This window comes from Pseudomonas sp. AAC (assembly GCF_000725445.1).
GTDB classification, from domain to species: domain Bacteria; phylum Pseudomonadota; class Gammaproteobacteria; order Pseudomonadales; family Pseudomonadaceae; genus Pseudomonas; species Pseudomonas citronellolis.
This window is the reverse complement of record NZ_KL647094.1, coordinates 541,289-563,343: the sequence shown is the minus strand read 5'-3', so window position 1 is coordinate 563,343 and position 22,055 is coordinate 541,289. Positions and strand designations below refer to the sequence as shown.

The 22,055-nt window shown below is 69.2% G+C and carries 18 protein-coding genes; 10 read left to right on the top strand and 8 right to left on the bottom strand.

Annotated elements, in window-relative coordinates; all coding sequences use genetic code 11:
• Positions 1–70 precede the first annotated feature (70 nt).
• On the bottom strand, positions 71–985 hold the full coding sequence (locus FG99_RS02210) for a LysR family transcriptional regulator (protein WP_043267006.1): 915 nt from the start codon (positions 983–985) through the stop codon (positions 71–73).
• Between the two features lie 119 nt (positions 986–1,104).
• On the opposite strand from FG99_RS02210, the gene FG99_RS02205 reads away from it, so the two are divergent.
• The 3 genes from FG99_RS02205 (at position 1,105) to FG99_RS02195 (ending at position 4,806) form a co-directional block, all read left to right on the top strand.
• Positions 1,105–2,823: an acyl-CoA dehydrogenase family protein gene (locus tag FG99_RS02205; RefSeq protein WP_043267004.1), complete on the top strand. Its 1,719-nt coding sequence runs from the start codon at positions 1,105–1,107 to the stop codon at positions 2,821–2,823.
• Between the two features lie 39 nt (positions 2,824–2,862).
• Positions 2,863–4,050 carry a CaiB/BaiF CoA transferase family protein gene (locus FG99_RS02200; protein WP_043267002.1) on the top strand — a complete coding sequence of 396 codons (1,188 nt, stop codon included), beginning with the start codon at positions 2,863–2,865 and terminating at the stop codon, positions 4,048–4,050.
• A 111-nt stretch (positions 4,051–4,161) separates the two neighbouring features.
• Positions 4,162–4,806: a glutathione S-transferase family protein gene (locus tag FG99_RS02195; RefSeq protein WP_043267000.1), complete on the top strand. Its 645-nt coding sequence runs from the start codon at positions 4,162–4,164 to the stop codon at positions 4,804–4,806.
• 623 nt (positions 4,807–5,429) lie between these two features.
• Here FG99_RS02195 and metR read toward each other — a convergent pair.
• Entirely contained in the window at positions 5,430–6,350 is a 921-nt protein-coding gene (gene metR, locus FG99_RS02190) for a transcriptional regulator MetR (RefSeq protein WP_043266998.1), read from the bottom strand.
• Between the two features lie 100 nt (positions 6,351–6,450).
• Positions 6,451–6,894, bottom strand: a complete 444-nt coding sequence (locus FG99_RS02185; protein ID WP_043266996.1) for a CopD family copper resistance protein — start codon at positions 6,892–6,894, stop codon at positions 6,451–6,453.
• A 190-nt stretch (positions 6,895–7,084) separates the two neighbouring features.
• On the opposite strand from FG99_RS02185, the gene FG99_RS02180 reads away from it, so the two are divergent.
• Positions 7,085–8,080 (top strand): alpha/beta fold hydrolase, encoded by a 996-nt coding sequence (locus tag FG99_RS02180; protein ID WP_043266994.1) that lies wholly within the window; start codon positions 7,085–7,087, stop codon positions 8,078–8,080.
• Positions 8,081–8,453: 373 nt separating this feature from the next.
• Here the strand turns inward: FG99_RS02180 and FG99_RS02175 are convergent, their stop codons facing one another.
• Together FG99_RS02175 and FG99_RS02170 are read right to left on the bottom strand one after the other, a co-directional pair.
• Complete coding sequence (locus FG99_RS02175; RefSeq protein ID WP_141766283.1) at positions 8,454–10,481, bottom strand: DEAD/DEAH box helicase; 2,028 nt, start codon at positions 10,479–10,481, stop codon at positions 8,454–8,456.
• Between the two features lie 426 nt (positions 10,482–10,907).
• Positions 10,908–11,771 (bottom strand): DMT family transporter, encoded by an 864-nt coding sequence (locus tag FG99_RS02170; protein WP_043266990.1) that lies wholly within the window; start codon positions 11,769–11,771, stop codon positions 10,908–10,910.
• A 124-nt stretch (positions 11,772–11,895) separates the two neighbouring features.
• Here FG99_RS02170 and FG99_RS02165 point away from each other — a divergent pair, with 124 nt between their 5' ends.
• The 4 genes from FG99_RS02165 to FG99_RS02150 all read left to right on the top strand — a co-directional run bounded on the left by FG99_RS02165 (position 11,896) and on the right by FG99_RS02150 (position 15,940).
• The gene (locus FG99_RS02165; RefSeq protein ID WP_043266988.1) at positions 11,896–13,287 is read left to right on the top strand and encodes an aminotransferase-like domain-containing protein; all 1,392 of its coding nucleotides are present in this window, start codon (positions 11,896–11,898) and stop codon (positions 13,285–13,287) included.
• A 510-nt stretch (positions 13,288–13,797) separates the two neighbouring features.
• A complete protein-coding gene (locus FG99_RS02160) occupies positions 13,798–14,091 on the top strand; it encodes a DUF3649 domain-containing protein (protein WP_009619068.1) in 294 nt (97 codons plus the stop codon).
• Entirely contained in the window at positions 14,088–15,617 is a 1,530-nt protein-coding gene (locus FG99_RS02155) for a PepSY-associated TM helix domain-containing protein (RefSeq protein ID WP_043266986.1), read from the top strand. The genes FG99_RS02160 and FG99_RS02155 overlap by 4 nt, the downstream gene beginning before the upstream one ends.
• Positions 15,617–15,940, top strand: coding sequence for a DUF3325 domain-containing protein (locus FG99_RS02150; protein WP_043266984.1), 324 nt, complete (start codon positions 15,617–15,619; stop codon positions 15,938–15,940). Before FG99_RS02155 ends, FG99_RS02150 begins: the two co-directional genes overlap by 1 nt.
• 340 nt (positions 15,941–16,280) lie before the next feature.
• Here FG99_RS02150 and FG99_RS02145 read toward each other — a convergent pair whose 3' ends face one another.
• Positions 16,281–17,156 (bottom strand): helix-turn-helix domain-containing protein, encoded by an 876-nt coding sequence (locus tag FG99_RS02145; RefSeq protein WP_043266982.1) that lies wholly within the window; start codon positions 17,154–17,156, stop codon positions 16,281–16,283.
• 137 nt (positions 17,157–17,293) lie between these two features.
• Here FG99_RS02145 and FG99_RS02140 point away from each other — a divergent pair, with 137 nt between their 5' ends.
• Positions 17,294–18,202: a DMT family transporter gene (locus FG99_RS02140; protein WP_043266980.1), complete on the top strand. Its 909-nt coding sequence runs from the start codon at positions 17,294–17,296 to the stop codon at positions 18,200–18,202.
• 99 nt (positions 18,203–18,301) lie between these two features.
• Here the strand turns inward: FG99_RS02140 and FG99_RS02135 are convergent, their stop codons facing one another.
• Complete coding sequence (locus FG99_RS02135; protein WP_043266978.1) at positions 18,302–19,276, bottom strand: 2-hydroxyacid dehydrogenase; 975 nt, start codon at positions 19,274–19,276, stop codon at positions 18,302–18,304.
• A 132-nt stretch (positions 19,277–19,408) separates the two neighbouring features.
• Positions 19,409–20,347 carry a LysR family transcriptional regulator gene (locus tag FG99_RS02130; protein WP_009619078.1) on the bottom strand — a complete coding sequence of 313 codons (939 nt, stop codon included), beginning with the start codon at positions 20,345–20,347 and terminating at the stop codon, positions 19,409–19,411.
• 198 nt (positions 20,348–20,545) lie between these two features.
• Here FG99_RS02130 and FG99_RS02125 point away from each other — a divergent pair, with 198 nt between their 5' ends.
• Complete coding sequence (locus FG99_RS02125; RefSeq protein ID WP_051878360.1) at positions 20,546–22,054, top strand: efflux transporter outer membrane subunit; 1,509 nt, start codon at positions 20,546–20,548, stop codon at positions 22,052–22,054.
• Position 22,055: the final 1 nt, after the last annotated feature.

The following is a 22,055-nucleotide window of genomic DNA, read 5'->3' as shown; positions in this document are numbered from 1 at the left end:
GTGCGTCGGTGTTGCCCCGGGTTGGCTCGGAGTCTATGCGGCGCCCCTGCGGATCAATAGTTTTTTTATCTTATGGTGCGATAAGCGATTGCGTATCGACGCCCTCGTCCAGGCAGGCCTTGAGCGTGGCCAGGAAGGCCTGGGCCGCATGGGGCGCGTCCTGCGCGGCGAGGATGGCATGGATTTCCGAGCGCGCGCCGCTCTGCTCGATCTCCAGGTAGCGCACCTGGTTCTTCCAGGCCAGGCACAGCGTCTGCGGCAGCAGGGCCACGCCCATGCCCAGGCCGACCATGGCCGCGATGGTCTGCCACAGCCGCGCCTCGTGGCGGATGTGCGGGCTGAAGCCGGCGTCCACGCAGCGGGCGATGATCAGGTCGTGGTAGTGCGGCGACAGGCTGCGCGGGAAGAGGATGAAGCCCTCGTCGCGCAGCTCGGCGAGGTCGATGCGCGCCCGTCCGGCCAGGCGGTGGCCGGCCGGTACGCAGCAGAGGAAGGGGTCGGCGACCAGGCATTCGGAGGCGATCCCGGCCGGCAGCCTGGCCCAGTGCACGAAGCCGATGTCGATCTGCCCGCGTTGCAGCGCCAGGGCCTGTTCCGAGGTGTTTATCTCCATCAGCAGCACCTCCATGTTCGGCTGCTCCGCCTCGAAGCGCGCCATGGCCCGCGGCAGGCCGCGGTAGAGCATGGAGTTGACGAAGCCCACGCGCAGCTGGCCCACCGCGCCCTCGGCGGAGAGCAGCGTCAGGCGCTTCACCTTCTCGGCCTGCAGCAGCAGGCTGCGCGCCTCGTCGAGCAGCACCTGGCCGGCGTTGGTCAGCTTCACCGACTTGTTGTTGCGCACCAGCAGCTGGATGCCCAGTTGCTCCTCCAGCTTCTTGATGTCGAAGCTCAGCGCCGGCTGGGAGATGAACAGGCGCGCGGCGGCGCGGCCGAAATGCAGCTCCTCGGCGACGGCGATGAAGTAGCGCAGTTGCTTGAGGTCCATGGCAGGGCACCCGGGTTTCTACGATTTGTTTTTCTTATCGTGGATGATTTTTATTGTATTGGATACTTATCGTCACGCACTCCTAGTCTCGGCGCCAGAACAAGACCCGGAGACGCGCCATGACCGCCATGCCTGAAGTCCGCCCCGAAGACGCCCTGAACATCCCCGACAGCCGCGGCATCAACCTGTATGCCTGCGACCCCTCGCTGCAGCGCCTGCTGGAGGTGTACCTGCCGCCGGAGGTGCTGGCGCAGTGGCGCGACACCCTCGAACGCCTCGGCGCCCGCGCCGGCGACGAACTGGACGTGCTGGCCCTGTCGGCGGACAGGAACCCGCCGCAGCTGGCGCCGCGCACCCGCCGCGGCGAGGACCTGCAGAGCATCCGCAAGCACCCGGACTACGTCGCCCTGGAGCGCGTGGCCTATTCGGAACTGGGCCTGGCCTCCATGAGCCACCGCCCGGACGGCGCGCCGCCGCTGGTGAAGTACGCGCTGACCTACCTGTTCGTGCAGGCCGAGTTCGGCCTGTGCTGCCCGGTCAGCATGACCGATTCGCTGACCCGCACCCTGCGCAGGTTCGGCGCGCCGGAGCTGGTGGAGCGCTACCTGCCGTCGCTGGCCTCGCGGGACTTCGACAGGCTGTTCCAGGGCGCCATGTTCATGACCGAGCAGGCCGCCGGCTCCGACGTTGCCCGCACCCGTACCCTGGCGCGGCAAGAGGACGGGGAGTGGAAGCTGTACGGCGACAAGTGGTTCTGCTCCAACCCCGACGCCGACCTGGCCATGGTCCTGGCCCGCCCCGAAGGCGCGCCCGAGGGCATGAAGGGCGTGACCCTGTTCCTGCTGCCCAAGCACCGCCCGGACGGCTCGCGCAACGCCTACCGCATCCTGCGCCTGAAGGACAAGCTGGGCAGCCGCTCCATGGCCAGCGGCGAAATCTGCCTGGAAGGCGCCAGCGCCTACCTGATCGGCGAGGTCGGCCGCGGCTTCCAGCAGATGGCCGACATGGTCAACATGTCGCGCCTGTCCAACGGCGTGCGCGCCGCCGGCCTGATGCGCCGGGCGCTCAGCGAGGCGCTGTTCATCGCCCGCCACCGCCGCGCCTTCGGCAAGCACCTGATCGACATGCCGCTGATGCAGAAACAGCTGCTGAAGCTGATGCTGCCGGCCGAGCAGGCGCGCTCCATGTTCATGCAGATCGCCACCCTGCTGCCGCGCGCCGATGGCGGCGACGCCGCGGCGCAGAAGTGCGTGCGCATCCTCACCCCGCTGATCAAGTTCCGCGCCTGCCGCGATGCCCGGCGCGTCACCGGCGACGCCATGGAGGTGCGCGGCGGGGTGGGCTACATCGAGGAATGGAGCGACGCGCGCCTGGTCCGCGACGCCCACCTGGGCTCCATCTGGGAAGGCACCAGCAACATAGTCGCGCTGGACATCGCCCGCGCCGTCACCCGCGAACAGGCCCTGGAGCCGTTGCACCAGTACTTGCGCGGCCTGTTGGTCGAGAGCGGCCTGCCGGACGCCAGCCGCACCCGCTTCGAGGCGTTGCTGGAGCGCAGCGTGGCACTCATGGCCGACGTGGCCGAGGCGCGCCAGGACGAGCAGGTGCGCCAGGCCGGCAGCGCGCTCTACCACATCGCCAGCGCCATCTTCATGGCCTGGGAAGCCGGCCGCCAGGCCAGCGACCGCCGGCGCCTGGCCCTGGCCCACCTGGTGCTGCAGCACAAGCTGCTGCCGCGCGACCCGCTGGGCCTGCAAGCCGGGGCGCCGCTGCTGGCCCGGCTGCTCGACGAAAGCGAGATGAGCCTGGACGAAGCCATGCAACTGCTGCCGGCCTGATTTCCCGCAACCGACAAGAATCGACAAGAGAGAGTTGCCATGAACCACGAGACCGGTGCCCTGCGTGGCCTGAAAGTCATCGACCTGAGCCGCGTGCTGGGCGGCCCCTACTGCTCCCAGGCCCTGGCCGACCACGGTGCGGAGGTGATCAAGCTGGAACCCCTGGGCGGCGACGAGACGCGCGGCTGGGGCCCACCCTTCGAGGGCGACACGGCTTCCTATTTCCGCGGCGTCAACCGCAACAAGAAGGGCATCGCCGTCGACCTGTCCAAGCCCGAGGGCATCGAGTTGCTGCTGCAACTGCTGGAAGGCGCCGACGTGCTGATCGAGAACTTCAAGCCCGGCACCCTGGCGCGCTGGGGCATCGGCTACGCCGAGGTGCTCAGCCCGCGCTTCCCGCGGCTGGTCCACTGCGCGGTGTCCGGCTTCGGCGCCGACGGCCCGCTGGGCGGGCTGCCCGGCTACGACGCGGCGATCCAGGCCATGGCCGGGCTGATGAGCGTGAACGGCGAGGCCGAGGGCGGGCCGCTGCGCATCGGCCTGCCGATCGTCGACATGGTCACCGGTCTGAACGCCGTGGCCGGCATCCTACTGGCGCTGCACGAGCGCGAACGCAGCGGGCGCGGGCAGTCGGTGGACATCGCCCTGTACGACTGCGGCATCTCGCTGCTGCACCCGCACCTGCCGAACCACTTCGCCTCCGGCCGCACGCCGCAGCGCACCGGCAACGCCCACCCGAACATCGCCCCCTACGACAGCTACCGCACCGGCGGCGAGCCGATCTTCCTCGCCGTGGGCAACGACCGCCAGTTCGCCAAGCTGTGCGAATACCTGGGCGCCGACGAACTGTTGGAAGACCCGCGCTTCGCCGACAACGGCCAGCGCTCGGTCAACCGCGAAGCGCTCAAGCAGGCGCTGGAGGGCCACCTGGCGGCCCACGACGGCCGCGAGCTGGCCGAACGGCTGATCCGCCTGGGCGTGCCCTGCGGCGCCATCGCCACGGTGGACCGCGTGGTCGAGCACCCGCACACCGTGCATCGCGGCCTGGTGGTGCAGTTGGGCGACTACCGCGGCATCGCCTCGCCGGTGAAGCTCTCGCGCACCCCGGCCAGCTACCGCAGCGCGCCGCCGGCCCTGGGCGGGAACACCCGCGAGGTGCTCGCGGAGCTGGGCCTGGCGCCGGAGACCATCGAGGCCCTGTACCGGCGCGGCATCGTCCGCGGCTGAGTCTTTCCGGCGGTTTTGCCCACGTGGGGGACCTGCGCCAGGCGATGGCGCCGTTCCGCTGCGAGCGGTCTATGCTTTGGGGCCGACCCGTCATCGGCAGAGGCAAGCACCATGAGCGACCGTCGCATCACCTTCTACCACTCCCCGCAAACCCGTTCCTCCGGCACCCTGGCGCTGCTGGAGGAACTGGGCGCCGACTACGACCTGCACCTGCTCAACATGCAGGCCGGCGAGCAGCGCCAGCCGGCCTACCTGGCGATCAACCCGATGGGCAAGGTCCCGGCCATCCGCCATGGCGAGGCGCTGGTGACCGAGCAGGGCGCCGTTTACATCTACCTCGCGGACCTGTACCCGGAAGCCGGACTGGCGCCGGCCATCGGCGACCCGCTGCGCGGGCCCTACCTGCGCTGGCTGGTGTTCTACGGCTCCAGCTTCGAGCCGGCGGTGACCGACCGTTCCCTGGGCCGCGAGCCGGCGCCCCAGGCGCGCAGCCCCTATGGCGATTTCGAGACGGTGATGAAGGTCATCGACGAGCAGTTGCAGAAGGGGCCCTACCTGCTCGGCGAACGCTTCACCGCGGCGGACGTGCTCTGGGGCTCGGCGCTGGCCTGGACCACGCACTTCGGCATAGTGCCGAAGACCCCGGCCATTGAGCGCTACATCGCGAAAGTCACCGCGCGGCCCTCCTTCGCCAAGATCGCCGAACGGGACGCGCAATGGCACGCGGAACACGCCGAGGTGGCGGGAAAGGTGTAGGAGCGGGCCCTGCCCGCGATTCGGCGGATAACGCCGTAGGCGTTATCCGCCCTACGGATTTCCGACGGGGTTGCGGCAGGGGTTGGGGCTCTGCAAAGAGCGCCCTCTCCCCAGCCCTCTCCCGCAAGCGGGAGAGGGGGCTGTTCGGAGTGGCCGGAGAATCCTGAGTCATCCTGAAACGCCTAACCCCCACCCCGTCATTCCCGCGAACGCGGGAGCCCAGGGTTCGCGAGCAAGCTCGCTCCTACGAAAAGCAAAAGCGCGTTTGCTCTTGGGACTTCCAGAGAAACATCCGCGCACTCCGAAATGCCCCTTCAGAAGGCCGAGAGAAACCGGCGCTCAGGAGGTCATGCGACATGGATGTCGCGAGAGCCCCGATGGGCTACAGGGACGTACCCTCGGGGCGGGCCTCCGTGGCGGGGGAATTCGCGAGGGTAGCCCGGCTCCATCGGGCCCGTATGTCGGGGCAAGCCTTTTTGGTTCCTTTTGTGGCGATTGACAAAAGGGACTCGCCCGAGGGGGCGAAACAAAAAATCTCCGCAGACTCGGAGCGGCGCGCTACACCGAGCCCCCAAGCCACTGGGTTATTCCCCTTCGGGCCAGCGCAAGCGCTGTTCGCGACTTCACCCCTTCGCCGCGCTGACCCCCTCCAGCGTGGCGAAGGAGGTGTCCTTGGCCGTCAGCAGGAAGTCGCGCATGAAGGGCGCATCCAGCATGTCCGCGCGGATGGCCGCGTAGAGCGTGCAGTACAGGCCCTTCTCGCCCAGGCGCTTGGCCGTCACGTAGCCGCGCGAGCTGTATTCGTGCAGCGCCCAGTTGGGCAGGCTGCACACGCCGCGGCCGGAGGCCACCAGCTGCATCATCATCACCGTCAGCTCCGAGGTGCGCACCTGGGCCGGCTCGACGTCGGCCGGTTCCAGGAAGCGGGTGAAGATGTCCAGGCGGTCGCGCTCGATGGGGTAGGTGATCAGCGTCTGGCTGGCCAGGTCTTCCGGCACTATGTAGGGCTTGCCGGCCAGCGCGTGGTGGTTGTCCACCGCCAGCAGGGCCTCGTAGGTGAACAGCGGCACGTAGGTGATGCCGGCGATGTCCACCGGGTCGGAGGTCACCACCAGGTCGAGGTCGCCGCGGGCCAGGGCCGGCAGCGGCGCGAAGGAGAAGCCCGAGGCCAGGTCCAGCTCCACTTCCGGCCAGGCGTCGCGGAATTGGTCGATGGTCGGCATCAGCCACTGGAAGCAGCTGTGGCACTCGATGGCCATGTGCAGGCGCCCGGCGGTGCCGCCGGCCAGGCGCGCCAGGTCGCGTTCGGCGGTGCGCAGCTGCGGCAGGATGGCATCGGCCAGCTGCAGCAGGCGCAGGCCGGCGCTGGTGAAACGCACCGGCTTGGTCTTGCGGATGAACAGCGACAGGCCCAGGCGGTCCTCCAGTTCCTTGAACTGGTGGGACAGGGCGGATTGGGTCAGGTGCAGGCGTTCGGCGGCTTCCACCAGACTGTCGGCTTCACGCAGGGCGTGGAGGGTTTTCAGGTGACGAATCTCGAGCATGGCGCCGCTTCCAACATGAGTAAAACTTGATTACATCCGAAACTGGATTGAGTTTGTCTCATGCGCGGCCGGCTGTCGACCCGCCCGTGCCGCCGCCGATCTACCAGCTCAGATAGAACATGCCCTTGGCCAGCAGCACTATGCCCAGGACGTGGGCGAAGACGCTGTAGTGGATGATCCGCGAGCGCCGTCCGGTCATCCCGCCGCTGTGCATCAGGTACATGGCGCAGAAGAAGTGGCAGAGCACGCTGGCGGCCAGCAGCAGCTTCAGGCTCAGCAGGGTGGCGAAGGGCGAGTCCAGCGGATGGGCCAGCAGCGGCAGGTAGCGCAGTTTGAGCATGCCCAGGCCGCTGCCGAAGAGGGTCAGGATCACCCAGGGCATCACCCGCCGCAGGCGCTGGCCGAGGGCGCGTTCCACGGCGCGCAGGGCTTCTGCCGGCACATGGCGGCGCACCCGTTCGAGGATCAGCACCTCGAAGAACACGGTGCCGACGAAGGCGATGGCGGCCAGCAGATGCAGGACCAGCAGGATCGGATAGCTCATGGGCGCCCCTTGGCGAACGACTGCTTCCCTGGAACCATGCCGGGCCGGCCGCGCCCGTGCCATGACGCCGGTCAGGCTGGCGGCGACCGCTCGGCGCCTTTCATCAAAGTGTCACGGTTGTGTGGCAGAGCGATGCACGGAAATTCATCAGAATCGGCTTTCACTGGGGTTCTGCATTCCGGATTTTCACATGCGTGCGTTTCTACTGGCGCTGGCACTGTCGTGCCTGGCGCCCTTCACTGCCTTTGCCGGCGATCGTTGCGACCCACGGGTGCCCACCGACACCCTGGACCTGGGCGACGTGCGCCTGGCCTACCAGAGCATAGGCTCGCCGAAGGACCCGACGCTGCTGCTGATCATGGGCCTGGGCGGCCAACTCATCCACTGGCCCGACGAAGTGGTGCAGACCCTCTGCCAGCAGGGCTTCCGCGTCATCCGCTACGACAACCGCGACGTCGGCCTGAGCGCCTGGCGCGTGCCCACGCCCGGCGCCAACCTCACCTACGAGGTGATCCGCTACCGCCTGGGCCTGCCGGTCAGCGCGCCCTACAGCCTCACCGACATGGCCTGGGATGCCCTGCGCCTGCTGGACGGGCTGCACGTCGAGCAGGCCCACGTGCTGGGCGCGAGCATGGGCGGAATGATCGCCCAGCACGTCGCCGACCTGGCGCCGCAGCGGGTGCTCAGCCTGACCCTGGTGATGACCAGTTCCGGCGCCGAGGGCCTGCCGGCGCCCAGCGACAGCCTGCTGAAACTGCTGGCCCGGCGCGAGGCCGGCAGCCGCGAACAAGCCATCGAGCAGCAGGCCGACCTGCTCGCCGCCCTGGGCAGCCCGGAGGTGAAGGACGACCGCGAGCAATTGCTGCAGCAGGCGGCGCAATCCTACGACCGCGCCTTCAATCCCGAGGGGGTGCAGAGGCAGATGCTGGCGATCCTCGCCGAGCCCAGCCGGGTCGACCTGCTCAACCGTTTGAATGTGCCTACCCTGGTCATCCATGGCACCGCCGATCCGCTGTTGCCGGTGATGCATGGGGTGCATGTGGCGGCGCATATCCACGGGGCGGAGCTGAAGCTGATTCCGGGGATGGCCCATCGTTTCCAGGAAGCCTTCAAGGCGCCGTTGCTGGCGGCGGTGTTGCCCTACCTGCGGGCGCATCAGACGGCGGGGCATGTGGCGCAGTTGTAGGGGGCTTTCGTAGGGCGCATAACGCCTACGGCGTTATCCGCCGTTTGACCTGCGCCACACACCGCTCGCTGCCGGCACGGAGCCGCTGTCGAAGCCACGCCAGGTTCAGCCATGGAGTGGCTGGCAAGAAAGGTGAGGCGGCGGATAACCGCGAACGGTTATACGCCCTACGTCCATGGTGGGCTTGGCGTAGGGCGCATAACGCCTACGGCGTTATCCGCCGTTTGGCCTTGGCCATAATCCCGCTCGTTGCCGAGCACGGAGCCGCCATCAAAGCCGCGCCAGGTTCAGCCATGCAGCGGCCGGCGAGGAAGGTGAAGCGGCGGATAACCGCGAACGGTTATTCGCCCTACGCTCCCGGATGACCCACCCCTCAAACCGCCTTCGGCAAAGGCGCGAACAGCGCGTCGATATCGGCATCGTCCAGCTGCCAATCCGTTCCCGCGCCTTCGAGGATGCCGGCCGCCAGCGCGGCCTTCTCCCGCTGCAGCAACTGGATCTTCTCTTCCACCGTGCCGCGGGCGATCAGTTTGTAGACGAACACCGGCTTGTCCTGGCCGATGCGGTAGGCGCGGTCGCTGGCCTGGTTCTCGGCGGCCGGGTTCCACCAGGGGTCGTAGTGGATCACCGTGTCCGCCGCGGTCAGGTTCAGGCCCACGCCGCCGGCCTTCAGGCTGATCAGGAACAGCGGCACGCGGCCCTGCTGGAAGTCTTCCACCGGCTGGCGGCGGTCGCGGCTGTCGCCGGTCAGCAGGGCGTAGTCGATGCCGCGTTGCTGCAGGGCTTCGCCGACCAGCGCGAGCATCGAGGTGAACTGCGAGAACAGCAGCACGCGGCGGCCTTCGGCGAGCAGTTCCTCGAGCATGTCCAGCAGGTATTCCAGCTTGCCCGAGGTCACTGCCTTGGCGCGGCCGCTGGCCGGCGGGGCGTCCTTCTGCACCAGGCGGATGTCGCAGCACACCTGGCGCAGCTTGAGCAGCGCCTCGAGGATGATGATGCGGCTGCGCGCCAGGCCGCGGCGGGCGATTTCGTCGCGGACCTTGCGGTCCAGGGCCAGGCGCACCGTCTCGTAGAGGTCGCGCTGGGCCTCGCTGAGCTCGATGTGCTGGATGAACTCGCTCTTGGGTGGCAGCTCCGAGGCCACCTGTTCCTTGGTGCGGCGCAGCAGGAAGGGGCGTATGCGCGCGGCCAGGTGGGCCAGGCGCGCCTGGTCGCCGTGGCGCTCGATGGGCGTGCGGTAGTGCTGGGCGAACTGCTTGGCATCGCCCAGCCAGCCGGGCAGCAGGAAGTGGAACAGCGACCAGAGCTCGCCCAGGTGGTTCTCCAGCGGCGTGCCGGTCAGGCACAGGCGGTGCCGCGCGTTCAGCTGGCGCGCGGCCTGGGCCGCCTTGGTGCCGGCGTTCTTGATGTTCTGCGCCTCGTCGAGGATCAGCAGGTGGTAGGCGTGCTTGCCGAGCTTCTCCGCATCGCGCGGGAGCAGGGCGTAGGTGGTGAGGATGAGGTCGTGTTCCTCGATCTTCGCGAAGTCGCGGCGCCGGCCGGCGCCGTGCAGGGCCAGCACGCGCAGGCCGGGGGTGAAGCGCTCGGCCTCGTCCAGCCAGTTGGGGATCAGGCTGGTGGGCATCACCACCAGAGCCGGCGCGCTGAGGCGCCCGGCCTGTTTTTCCAGCAGCACGTGGGCCAGGGACTGCAGCGTCTTGCCCAGACCCATGTCGTCGGCGAGGATGCCGCTGGCGCCCACCGCGCGCAGCGTCTGCATCCAGCTCAGGCCCTCGTGCTGGTAGGCGCGCAGCTCGGCGCGCAGGCCCTCGGGCAGCGGCGCCGGCTGGGCGCGGTAGTCGCGCAGGCGCAGGGCGATCTCGCGCAATTCGTCGCCGCCCTGCCAGCGCAGCGGCAGCTCTTCCAGCTCGGAGAGCCGCGCGGCGTCCGGCGCGCCCATGCGCAGGCGGCGCACCGGCGCCTGGTCGCCCAGGTAGAACTCCGACAGCGTGCCCAGCAGCGGCTTGAGCTTGCCGAAGGGCAGGGCCACCCGCAGCGGCCGCTCCGAGGCGGTCTGCCAGCTGTGCACCGGGTTGCGCCCGGCGTCCAGGCGCAGCACCAGTTGCTCGTCGTCGGGGTGGCGGGCCAGGGCCTGCGGGTCGAGCAGCGCCGGCATGCGTCGGATCAGCTCGATCAGCGCCGGCAGCAGGCTGATGCGGCGGCCGTCGACCTCGATGCCCAGTTCCAGGTCGAACCACTGGCGGTCGTCGGTCTCCTCGATCTCGGCGTACCAGTTCTCGATGGGCGTCAGGTCGAAGACGAACTCCGGGCGCACGTCCACGTCCCAGCCGAGCTCACGCAGCTGCGGCAGGCCCTCGCGCATGAACTGCTGCCAGGTGGCGTCGTCGGGCAGCTCGAACATCTCCCCCGCGCTTTCCTCCAGGGCATCGCTGCGCCGCATCGCCGGCTTGAAGCCGAACTGGCGCAGTTGCTGGCGCAGCTGCTGCTCGCGCTCGGGCTGGCGGCTTAGGCGGACGATGCGGTCGTCGCGGAACACCCGCAGCTCGCTGCCGGTGCGCGGGTTGATCGGCCCCGAGACGGGCATGCCGGCGTACAGGAAGGCCAGCGCGGCGCGGTGCCGGGCGATGTTCTGCATGCGCCCGCTGCGCAGGTCGAAGCCGCTGTGCACGTGGCTGCCCAGGGTCAGGCGCGGGCGCGGCGCCAGGTCGGCGGGCGCCGCCGGCGGCTCGGCGGGTGGGGTCATCGGAGGTTCCTTCCGGCAAGCCCGGGGAAATACACAAACGCCCGATGATACCCCTATTTCCCGCGACGCGCTGCCACAGGCGGCTCAGCGGGCGAAGCGCCGCGCCCCCGCCACGCAGGCCACCACCGCCAGGGTCGAGACGGCCATCAGCGGGCTGACCTGCTCGTGCAGCAGCAGGCCGGCCAGGGCCAGGCCGAAGAAGGGTTGCAGCAGCTGCAGCTGGCCCACCGCGGCGATGCCGCCGCGGGCCAGGCCGTGGTACCAGAAGAAGAAGCCGATGAGCATGCTGAACAGCGACACGTAGCCCAGGCTCAGCCAGGCCGGCAGGCTGGCCGCGGCGAGGTCGGCCGGCCAGGTCCACAAGGTCAGTGGCAGCATCAGCGGCAACGACAGCACCAGCACCCAGCAGATCACCTGCCAGCTGCCCAGGTGCCGCGACAGCCGCGCGCCCTCGGCGTAGCCCAGGCCGCAGGCGAGGATGGCCGCCAGCATCAGCACATCGCCCAGCAGGCTGCCGGCGCCGCCCTGGCTCAGCGCGTAGCCGGCCACCGCAGCGCTGCCGAGCAGCGAGAAGGCCCAGAACGCCGGGCGTGGCCGCTCGCCGGCGCGCAGCACGGCGAAGCTGGCGGTGGCCAGCGGCAGCAGGCCGACGAAGACGATGGCGTGGGCCGAGCTGACGTGGCGCAGGGCCAGGGCGGTGAGCAGCGGGAAGCCGACCACCACGCCCAGGGCCACCACCAGCAGCGCCGGGATGTCCTGGCGCGCCGGGCGGCGCTGGCGCAGCACGAAGAGGATGGCCGCGGCCAGCAGCCCGGCGATGCTGGCCCGGGCCAGGGTGAGGAAGGTCGGTTCGAAGCTGCCCACCGCCACCCGCGTGGCCGGCAGCGAGCCGCTGAAGATGAGCACGCCGAGGAAACCGCTGAACCAACCGCCTAAAGAAGCATTCATCGAGCATTCGCCGAGAGGAGAGGGGAGCCTCGATGGTGGCGCCGGGGAGGGCGGGCGGCCAGTGACAGATCAGTACAATTCGAACAAACTGTCCTGGATTTTCATCGGTACAGTCGAGGTGGCCATGGCCGTGACACGGGTGGACGGGGTGATGCGCCAGGTGCGCGAACGCCTGGCGGCGCGCAGCCTGGTGCCGGGCGAGCGGCTGCCGTCGGTCCGCGCGCTGGCGCAGAGCCTGGAGGTGTCCAAGGGCACCGTGGTGGAGGCCTACGAGCGCCTCGCCGCCGAGGGCCTGATCGCCGCCCGGCGCGGTTCCGGCTTCTACGTCTGCGGCCGGCTGCCGCCGCTGTCGCTGGCCGAGATCGGCCCGGCGCTGGACCGCAGCATCGACCCGCTGTGGATCTCGCGCCAGGCGCTGGAAGCCGCCGAGGATTCGCTCAAACCCGGCTGCGGCTGGCTGCCGCCGTCCTGGCTGCCGGAGGACGAGCTGCGCCGCGCTCTGCGCCAACTGGCCCGCGAGCCGCAGTCGAGCCTGCTGGAGTACGGCCGCCCCTACGGCCACGCCGGCCTGCGCGAGCAGCTGGCGCGGCGCCTGGGCGACTACGGCCTGCAGGTCGGCGCGCAGCAGATCGTGCTCACCGACGGCGGCACCCATGCCATCGACCTGGTCTGCCGCTTCCTGCTGGAGCCTGGCGACGAGGTGCTGGTGGACGACCCCGGCTATTTCAACTTCCAGGCCCTGCTGCGCGCCCATCGTGCGGTGGCCATCGGCGTGCCTTACACGCCGCAGGGGCCGGACATCGAGGCCCTGGCCGGCATCCTGCAGCGCCACCGGCCGCGCCTGTACATCACCAACTCGGCCTTCCACAACCCTACCGGCGCGCAGCTCTCGCCGCTGGTGGCGCACCGCCTGCTGAAGCTGGCCGAGGCCCATGACCTGCTGATAGTCGAGGACGACATCTTCGCCGACTTCGAGCACGAGCAGGCGCCGCGGCTGTCCGCCTTCGACGGCCTGCAGCGGGTGATCCAGGTCGGCAGCTTCTCCAAGACGCTGTCCGCCTCGGTGCGCTGCGGCTACATCGCGGCGCGACCGCAGTGGTGCGAGCAACTGGTGGACCTGAAGCTGGCCACGTCCTTCGGCAACAGCCCGTTCAACGCCGAGCTGCTCCACGAACTGCTGCGCAAGGGCGGCTACCGCCGGCATATAGAAAGCCTGCGCGTGCGCCTGGCCGACGCCATGGGCGAAACCCTGGCGCGCCTGCGCGGCCTGGGCCTGCAGCCCTGGCTGGAGCCGCGCGGCGGGGTGTTCGTCTGGGCGCGGCTGCCCGGCGCTCTGGATGCCGCCGCGGTGTCCCGCGCGGCGCTGGAGCAGGGCATGGTGCTGGCGCCGGGCAACGTCTTCAGCCTGGGCCAGAACGCGCCGGACTTCCTGCGCTTCAACGTCGCCCAGTGCCAGTCGCTGCGGGTCTTCCAACTGCTCGAACGGGCCATGGAGCAGGCCCGGCGGGGGCGCTGAAAACTTTTCTGATTTTTTCTGCAGGTTTTCCACGGTCGTTCGGCCTCTGTGCAATCCCGCTTGTGCTGCGCCCAGGACAACTTCCTGCCGGCCTCGGGCGCGCTCAGCCACAGCGCCTACGCCAAGCCCGACCGTGGCGTAGGGCGTATAACCGTTCGCGGTTATACGCCGTTTCACCTTGGCCGCAGCCCGCGCCAAGGCCGAGCTCGAAGCCGCCGCTTCACCTTGGCCATAGCCCACGCCAAGGCCAAACCCGGAGCCGCCTTGGACCAAGGCCAAACGGCGGATAACGCGGAGCGTTATTCGCCCTACGCCCGGTCTGGAATGCCCCGATGGTGGGAAAGACGCACGGGATTATTCACATCCGTTCTTGCGTATCTCTTTCAAATGCGAACGCATTTCATATAAATTCCCGCTTTTGCCACCCCTGTTCGGGGTGAACTTCTGTCAGCAGGTGAGCACAGCCATGCACCCGTCCGGATTCCCGCCGTTCCAGCCCGAGGTACGCCCATGAGCAGCAAGGGCCGCTTCGGCGCGCAACTCAGCGCGCGCATCCTGGCCGCATTGTTCGGCGGCTATGCCCTGGCCTACACCAGCACCGCCTTCCTCAGCGTCTACCTGCCGCTGGCCCGCGCCGACCGCGTGGCCTTCGCCAGCCTGGGCTGCTTCATGGTCTGGGTGGTGGCCATCCTCTACGTGTTCGCCGCCCGCAGCACCTGGCGCGCCTGCCTGGTGCCGCTGGCGCTGAGCGCGCTGCTGGCGCTGGCCGCGTTCCTGCCCCACGACTTCGGAGTGCGCCCATGAGCCTGCGCCAGTCGATGTCCGGACTGCATACCTGGAGCGGCCTGCTGGTCAGTTGGCTGCTGTTCGTGGTGATCTTCTCCGGCAGCCTGTCCTGCTTCGAGCCGGAGCTGACGCGCTGGATGCTGCCGCAACTGCACGAGGCGCAGCAGCCGGCGGTGGGCGTGGACCAGGTCCACGCCGCCCTGGTCGAGCGCGCGCCCAAGGCCCATGCCTACTGGATGCTGCCGCCGACCGAGCGCGGGCCCTACTGGACCGCCGGCTGGGTGCCCAGCGACCTCAGCGAGTTCCGCTCCTTCCTGATCGACGCCCAGACCGGCGAGGAACTGCCGAAGACCGTCGGCGGCGGCTTCTTCTTCGAGCTGCACTACACCCTGCACGCCGGCACCCTGGGCATCTACATCGTCGGTATCGCCGGGATGTTCATGCTGGTGGCGCTGGTCAGCGGGGTGATCGTCCACCGGCGCATCTTCAAGGACTTCTTCACCCTGCGGCCGAAGGCGGCGCGCCAGCGCAGCTGGCTCGACGCGCACAACGTGCTGGGGGTGATCGGCCTGCCGTTCCACGTGCTGCTGGCCTACACCGGGCTGGTGATCTTCATCACCCTGTACATGCAGGCCGGCATCAAGGTCGCCTACAAGGGCGATTTCGAGCGCTTCGAACACGAGGTGCAGCACGCCTTCGACCGCGAGGAGCTGGGCCGCCCGGCCAAGCCGCCGAAGCCGATCTCGCGCATGGTCGAGCGCGCCCGCGAGCAGTGGGGCGACGACAGCCGGGTGGGCTGGATCAACCTCGAACACCCCAACGACGCCTCGTCCATGGTGCAGATCCGCCGGGCCGTGGACCGCGGCATGGTCAACGACCAGCGCACCGTTTCCTTCGACGCCGCCACCGGCGCGCTGTTGCACGTGCAGCCGCCCTATGGCAACGGCTACAAGACCTACGCCTGGCTGACCGGGCTGCACATGGCGCAGTTCGGCGGCACCCTGGTGCGCATCCTCTACCTGCTGCTGGGCCTGGTCGGCTGCGGGATGATCTTCGGCGGCCTGCAGGTCTGGGTGGCCAAGCGCGAAGCCCGCGGCAGCGCCGGCCTGGGCCTGGTGCGCACGCTCAACGCCGCGGTCTGCGGCGGCCTGCCGCTGGCCAGCCTGGGATTGCTGGCGGCCTCGCGCCTGCTGCCGGCGGAACTGGCCCAGCGCGATCGCTGGGAAATCACCAGCTTCGTGGTGGTCTGGCTGCTGGCGCTGCTGCACGCGGCGTGGCGCCAGGGCAGCGGCCGCACCGCCCGCGAGCAGGCGCTGGTCGCCGCCGTGCTGGCCCTGGGCCTGCCGTTGCTGGGGCTGTTCGGCCCCGAGCCGGGCCGCCTGACCAGCAGCCTGGCCCGCGGCGACTGGCTGCTCGCCGGCATCGACCTGGCATTGCTGCTCAGCGGCGCGCTGTGCGCCGCCCTGGCCTGGCGCCTGGGCCGCCCGCCGGCGCCCGAAGCCAGGTCGCGCCGCCGTGAACGGGTGGAAGGGGAGTACGCCTGATGCTGCTGGTCTTCGGTCTCAACCTGCTGGCGATGACCGCCGCCTGCCTGGGCCTCGCCCGCCACCACCGCGAACTGTTCGGCCGCGCGCCCAGCGAGGCCCGCGTGCGTTTGCTGCGCGGCGTGGCGCTGGTGGACGGCGGCCTGGCGCTGGCCTACTGCATCCACCTGCTGGGCATCGAGCTGGGCCTGGTCTACTGGGCCTGCCTGCTGATGCTCGCCACCACCACCCTGGTGGCCCTGCTGGCCTGGCTGCCGCGCCTGACGCTGCCGGCGGCGGCGGGGGTGCCGCTGGTGGGTGGGGTGTTGGCAGTTTTGGGGTGATTGCTGGGGGGATGGGCTTTTCGTAGGAGCGAGCTTGCTCGCGAATGGGGCCTCCCGGTTACTTGGATGCCTGGGCTTGGCTCCGCTCCCTCTCCCTAACCCTCTCCCTGAAGGGAGAGGGGACCGTTGGGCAGGGTTTGATGTTATGGCGTTAGCCGGCAGCATCGAAAGCTACCGGCTGAAACCTAGCCTTCTCTCGGCACGGACAGCCCCCTCTCCCTTCAGGGAGAGGGCTGGGGAGAGGGGACGGAGTTCATCCAAACACCAATAACGCCAGGATAAGCCCCATTCGCGAGCAAGAACTAGGCGTCCCCCTCGCTCCTACGAAAAGCCCCGTCGCTCAGCTGTTGAACGCCGCGCGGTATTCCCCGGGAGTAGCCCCCAGCACCGCGCGGAAGCGGTTGGCGAAGTGGCTGGCGCTGGAGAAGCCGCAGGCCAGGGCTATCTCGCTCAGCGCCAGGCTGCCCTGGCGCAGCAGTTCGCAGGCGCGGGCCAGGCGCCGGGCCAGCACGTACTGGTGCGGCGGCATGCCGAAGCTTTCGCGGAACATGCGCGCGAAGTGGTATTCCGAAAGCGCTGCCAGCGCCGCCAGCTCGCCCAGGCTGAGCGGTTCGGCGAGGTTCTGCTCGATGTAGTCGCACAGCCGCCGGCGCAGGGCAGGGGCCAGGCCGCCCTTCAGGCGCAGGCCGTCGCGGCGGCCGACCTGGGTCAGCAGGGCGTGGTCGACGATGGCCTGGGCCAGGCTGCTGGTGTGCAGGCGTTCGCCCGGCTCGTTCCAGTCCAGTTGCACCAGCTGGCGGAAGCGCGCGGCCTGCTGCGGGTCGTCGAGGAAGGTGTGTTCGCGCAGCTGCAGCTCGCGCGGTTCGCGGTCGAGCAGTTGCACGCAGCCCAGGGCGAAGCGTTCCGGGCTGAAGTACAGGTGCGCCAGGCGGATGTCGCCGTTGACGATCCACGAGGCTTCCTCGCCGGCCGGCATGATGCATAGCTTGTCCGGCGCGCCCTTGGCGCCGGGGGCGCCGCGGCGGAAGGTGCCGGTGCCGCCGGCCAGGTAGCAGGACAGCGTGTGGTGGTCGGGGCTGAGGTAGTCGCGGGCGTCGTGGCGGTTGCTCCACATGGCCGCGGACAGGCCGTCGCCCAGCTCGGCGCAACGCTCCAGGCGGGCGTTGGGCGAACTGTTCATGGACTGGAAGACCTGCAACTGTTCGATGGCGGACATGGGGCGACTCCTTCAGGCCTCCACTCTACCCGCGCCCGCGCGCGTTGCCAGCCCGGTTGTCGCAATAAGCGCAAGAATCTGCAAGCGGCGCCCGGGCGCGCGGGCGGACACTGGCCTCCCATGACCGGAGGCCAGCCATGAACCTGTCGCTCTACCTGCTCACGGTGCTCATCTGGGGCACCACCTGGATCGCCATCAAGCTGCAGGTCGGCGAGGTCGCCATCGCGCTGTCCATCGCCTACCGCTTCGCCCTGGCGGCGCTGGTGCTGTTCGCCATCCTCCTGCTCAGCCGCCGCCTGCAGCCGCTGGGCCGGCGTGGCCAGGCGCTGTGCCTGGCCCAGGGCCTGTGCCTGTTCTGCGTGAACTTCCTGTGCTTCTACACCGCCAGCCAGTGGATCCCCAGCGGGCTGATCGCCGTGGTGTTCTCCACCGCCACCCTGTGGAACGCGCTGAATGCGCGCATCTTCTTCGGCCAGCGCATCGTGCCGAACGTCGCCGGCGGCGGCGCCCTGGGGCTGCTCGGCCTGGCCCTGCTGTTCTGGCCGGAGCTGACCGGCCATGCCGCCAGCCGCGAGACCTTCTACGGCCTGGGCCTGGCCCTGCTGGGCACGCTGTGCTTCTCCGCCGGCAACCTGCTCTCCAGCCTGCAGCAGAAGGCCGGGCTGCGCCCGCTGAGCACCAACGCCTGGGGCATGCTCTACGGCGCGCTGATCCTGCTGGCGATCTGCCTGGTGCAGGGCGTGCCCTTCACCTTCGACGGCAGCGCGCGCTACGTCGGTTCGCTGTTGTACCTGGCGATTCCCGGCTCGGTGATCGGCTTCACCGCCTACCTGACCCTGGTCGGGCGCATGGGGCCGGAGCGCGCGGCCTACTGCACCGTGCTGTTCCCGGTGGTGGCGCTGAATGTCTCGGCGTTCATGGAGGGCTACCAGTGGAGCGCGCCGGCCCTGGCCGGGCTGGCGCTGGTGATGGCCGGCAACGTGCTGGTGTTCCGCAAGCCGAAGCCGGTTGCGGCGGGGCAGGTGGCTCTTCGTAGGATGGGTTGAGCTTGCGAAACCCATGCGGTCGCGGCGATGGGTATCGCTTCGCTCAACACCATCCTACGAAGAGCATCCCGGTGTGGCCTGTAGGGACTTCGTCCGCGATCAGCCCTTCCACACCTGCGGGTTGACCAGGTTCTTCGGCCGCTCGCCGCGCAGCGCCGTCTCGAAGTTCTCCAGGGCGCATTCGGCCATGGCCAGGCGCGTTTCGTGGGTGGCCGAGCCGATGTGCGGCAGGGTCACCGCGTTGGGCAGGGCGAACAGCGGCGATTCGGCCAGGGGCTCCTTCTCGTACACGTCCAGGCCGGCGGCGAGGATGCGTTTTTCCTGCAGCGCTTCTACCAGCGCCGCTTCGTCGATCACCTGGCCGCGGGCGATGTTGACCAGGATGGCGCTGGGCTTCATCAGCTCCAGCTCGCGCTTGCCGATCAGCTTGCGGGTGGCGTCGGACAGCGGCACGACCACGCAGACGAAGTCGGCCTCGCCGAGCAGTTCGTCGAAGCCGCAGTAGCGCGCGCCCAGTTCCTGCTCCAGCTCCGGCTTGCGGTTGTTGCCGTGGTAGAGCACGTCCATGTTGAAGCCGAAGCGGCCGCGGCGGGCGATGGCCGCGCCGATGCGGCCCAGGCCGAGGATGCCGAGCTTCTTGCCGTGCACGTCGACGCCGAACAGCGGCGCGTCCACGGTGCGCTTCCACTGCCCGGCCTTGGTCCAGGCGTCCAGCTCGGCGGTGCGCCGGGCGGCGGCCATGATCAGGGCGAAGCCGAGGTCGGCGGTGGTTTCGGTGAGCACGTCCGGGGTGTTGGTCAGGGCGATGCCGCGCTGGTTCAGGTAGGCCAGGTCGTAGTTGTCGTAGCCCACCGAGACGCTGGAAATGACTTCCAGCTGCCCGGCCTGGGCCAGCTGCTTCTCGCCCAGCGGTCGGCCGACGCCGATCATGCCGTGGGCCTGGGGCAGGGCGGCGGCGAACTGGGCGTCGACGTCACCCAGTTTCGGGTCGAGCACGGTGACGTTGAATTGCGCGCGCAGGCGGTCGAGGTGTTCGGGCGCCAGGCGGCTGAAGACGAAGACGTTCTTTTTCATGGTGGGGAAGGCAACGACTGACAGACGGGAGCGCAACCCTAGCATCCCCGCCACCGCCCTTGGCAAGCCCGGCGGCCCCGGCGGCGAGGATGCGGGGCGGTTATCGCGCGGCCAAAGCCGCGCGGGCGCGGGCTAGGCCAGGTGCGGGCGGGCCATGCCGGCCTCGTCGGCCTGCAGCACGCCGGGCAGGTTCTCGCGCAGGTAGCCGACCCAGGTCTTGATCTTGGCGTCCAGGTACTGGCGCGACGGGTACAGAGCGTAGACGTTGAGCAGCTGCAGCTTGTGGTGCGGCAGCACGCGCACCAGCGAGCCGTCCTCCAAGCCTTCCAGCGCCGAGTAGACCGGCAGCGCGCCTATGCCCATGCCGCAGCGGATGGCCTCGGTCATGGCGTCGCCGACGTTGACCTGGAAGGTCGGCGGGCCGACGGTGATCATTTCCTGGCCGTTGGGGCCGTCGAACAGCCACTTGTCCAGGGCCAGCACCGGGCTGACCAGGCGCAGGCAGTCGTGGTTGACCAGGTCGCTGGGGGTGCGTGGCGCGCCGCGGGCCTCTATGTAGGAGGGCGAGGCGCAGAGGATGCTGTAGGTCTCGCCGATGCGCTGCGACACCAGGCCGGAGTCGGGCAGCTCGGTGGCGACCACGATGGCCACGTCGAAGCCTTCGTCGAGCAGGTCGGGCACGCGGTTGGCCATGGTCAGTTCGAAGCTGACTTCCGGGTGCTGCTGGCGGTAGCCGGCGATGGCGCGGATCACGTAGTGCTGGCCGATGCCGGTCATCGAGTGCACGCGCAGGCGCCCGGCGGGGCGGGCGTGGGCGTCGCCGGCCTCGGCTTCGGCCTCCTCGACGTAGGCGAGGATTTGCTCGCAGCGCAGCAGGTAGCGCTGGCCCGCCTCGGTCAGCGCGATACGCCGGGTGGTGCGGTTGAGCAGGCGCGCGCGCAGGTGGGTTTCCAGGTTGGCCACGGCGCGCGAGACGTAGGCGGTGGTGGTGCCCAGCTGCTGGGCCGCGGCGGTGAAGCTGCCGGTCTCGGCCACGCAGACGAACGCGCGCATGGTTTGCAGAGTGTCCATTCGGAGCCCTCGGGAACGACAGGGTGGCTTATTGTCACATGAGACATCCGGCCACATTATTTCATTATCGGTAATAAAGATTCACAAATTGGCCGTCTTATCCGTTTCGCCGCGTCTCCCTAGAATTTACTCGCCCGAATGGTTTCTTCGGCATCCTCTACGCTGAAACAGCAAGCTCACCCTCCAGGACCCTCAACCGTGTCGCGTCACCTCGTGAAAGGACTGGCGTTCGTCGGCTCCTTTGTCGTTTTCTCAACAATTGCCGGTTGCATCAGTACCCATGGCATCGCCCCGCAGGAACAGCGCCTGGGCAATGACCAACTGGCCACCGATGCCGCCATCCAGTCCGCCAACCGCGATGCGAAGTGGCCGGCCGAGCAGTGGTGGCGCGCCTTTGGCGACCCGCAGTTGAACACCTGGGTGCAAACCGCCCTGGACAACAGCCCGAGCCTGGCCGAAGCCGAGGCGCGGGTGCGCATGGCGCTGTCCATGGCCGGGGTGGCCGAGTCCGCCGAGTCGCCGCAGGTCAGCGCGGATGCTTCGCTGACCCGTCACAAGTGGCCCACCGACTACTTCTACGGCCCGGGCGACCTGGCCGACACCACCAGCTGGAACAACAACGCTTCCCTGGGCTTCTCCTACAACCTAGACCTCTGGGGCCGCGAGCGCAGCAACACCGAGCGCTACATGAACGTGGCCTACATGACCGCCGCCGAGGCGCGCATGGCCCAGCTGGAGCTGGAGAGCAACCTCGTCCGCGCCTACATCCAGATGTCGCTGCAATACGCCGAGCTGGACATCGCCGAGGCCATGCTGGAACAGCAGCAGCAGATTCTCTCCCTGGCCCAGCGCCGCCTGGCCGGGGGCCTGGGCACCCAGTTCGAGGTCAGCGAGGCCGAGGTGCCGCTGCCGGAGACCAAGCGCAAGATCGACGCCATCGAGGAAGCCATCGCCCTGTCGCGCAACCAGATCGCCGCCCTGGCCGGCAAGGGCCCGGGCGCCGGCGCCGCGCTGGTACGGCCGAAGCTGGCCCTGGCGAAGCAGCCGGGGCTGCCCAGCGCGCTGCCGCTGGAATTGGTCGGCCGCCGTCCGGACGTGGTCGCCATGCGCTGGAAGGTCGCCGCCCAGGCCAAGGGCGTGGACGTGGCCCGCGCCGAGTTCTATCCCAACGTCGACCTGATCGCCAGCCTGGGCTACAGCGCCGTCGGTGGCGGCATGCTGGAGTTCATCACCGCGCGCAAGTTCACCTACAGCGCGGGCCCGGCGATTTCCCTGCCGATCTTCGACGGCGGCCGCCGTCGCGCCCAGCTGGGCCAGGAATCGGCCGGCTACGACGCCGCCGTGGCGCAGTACAACCAGACCCTGGTGCGGGCGCTCAAGGGCGTTTCCGACCAACTGATCCGCACCCACTCGATGGAGAAGCAGCAGAGCCTCGCCGAGCAGGCGGTGGCCTCCGCGCAGAAGACCTACGACATCGCCACCAAGGCCTATCGCGGCGGCCTGACCGACTACCTCAACGTGCTCAACGCCCAGACCCGCCTGTTCCAGCAGCAGCTGACGCTGCAGCAGGTGCAGGCCGCGCGCCTGGAAACCCACGCCGGCCTGGTGGTGGCCCTGGGCGGCGGCCTGATGGCGGCCAAGGACGCGCCGGGCGAGCACAGGATGGTCCCCGAGACCGTCTCCGTGCGGCCGCTGAGCGAGCGCTGAG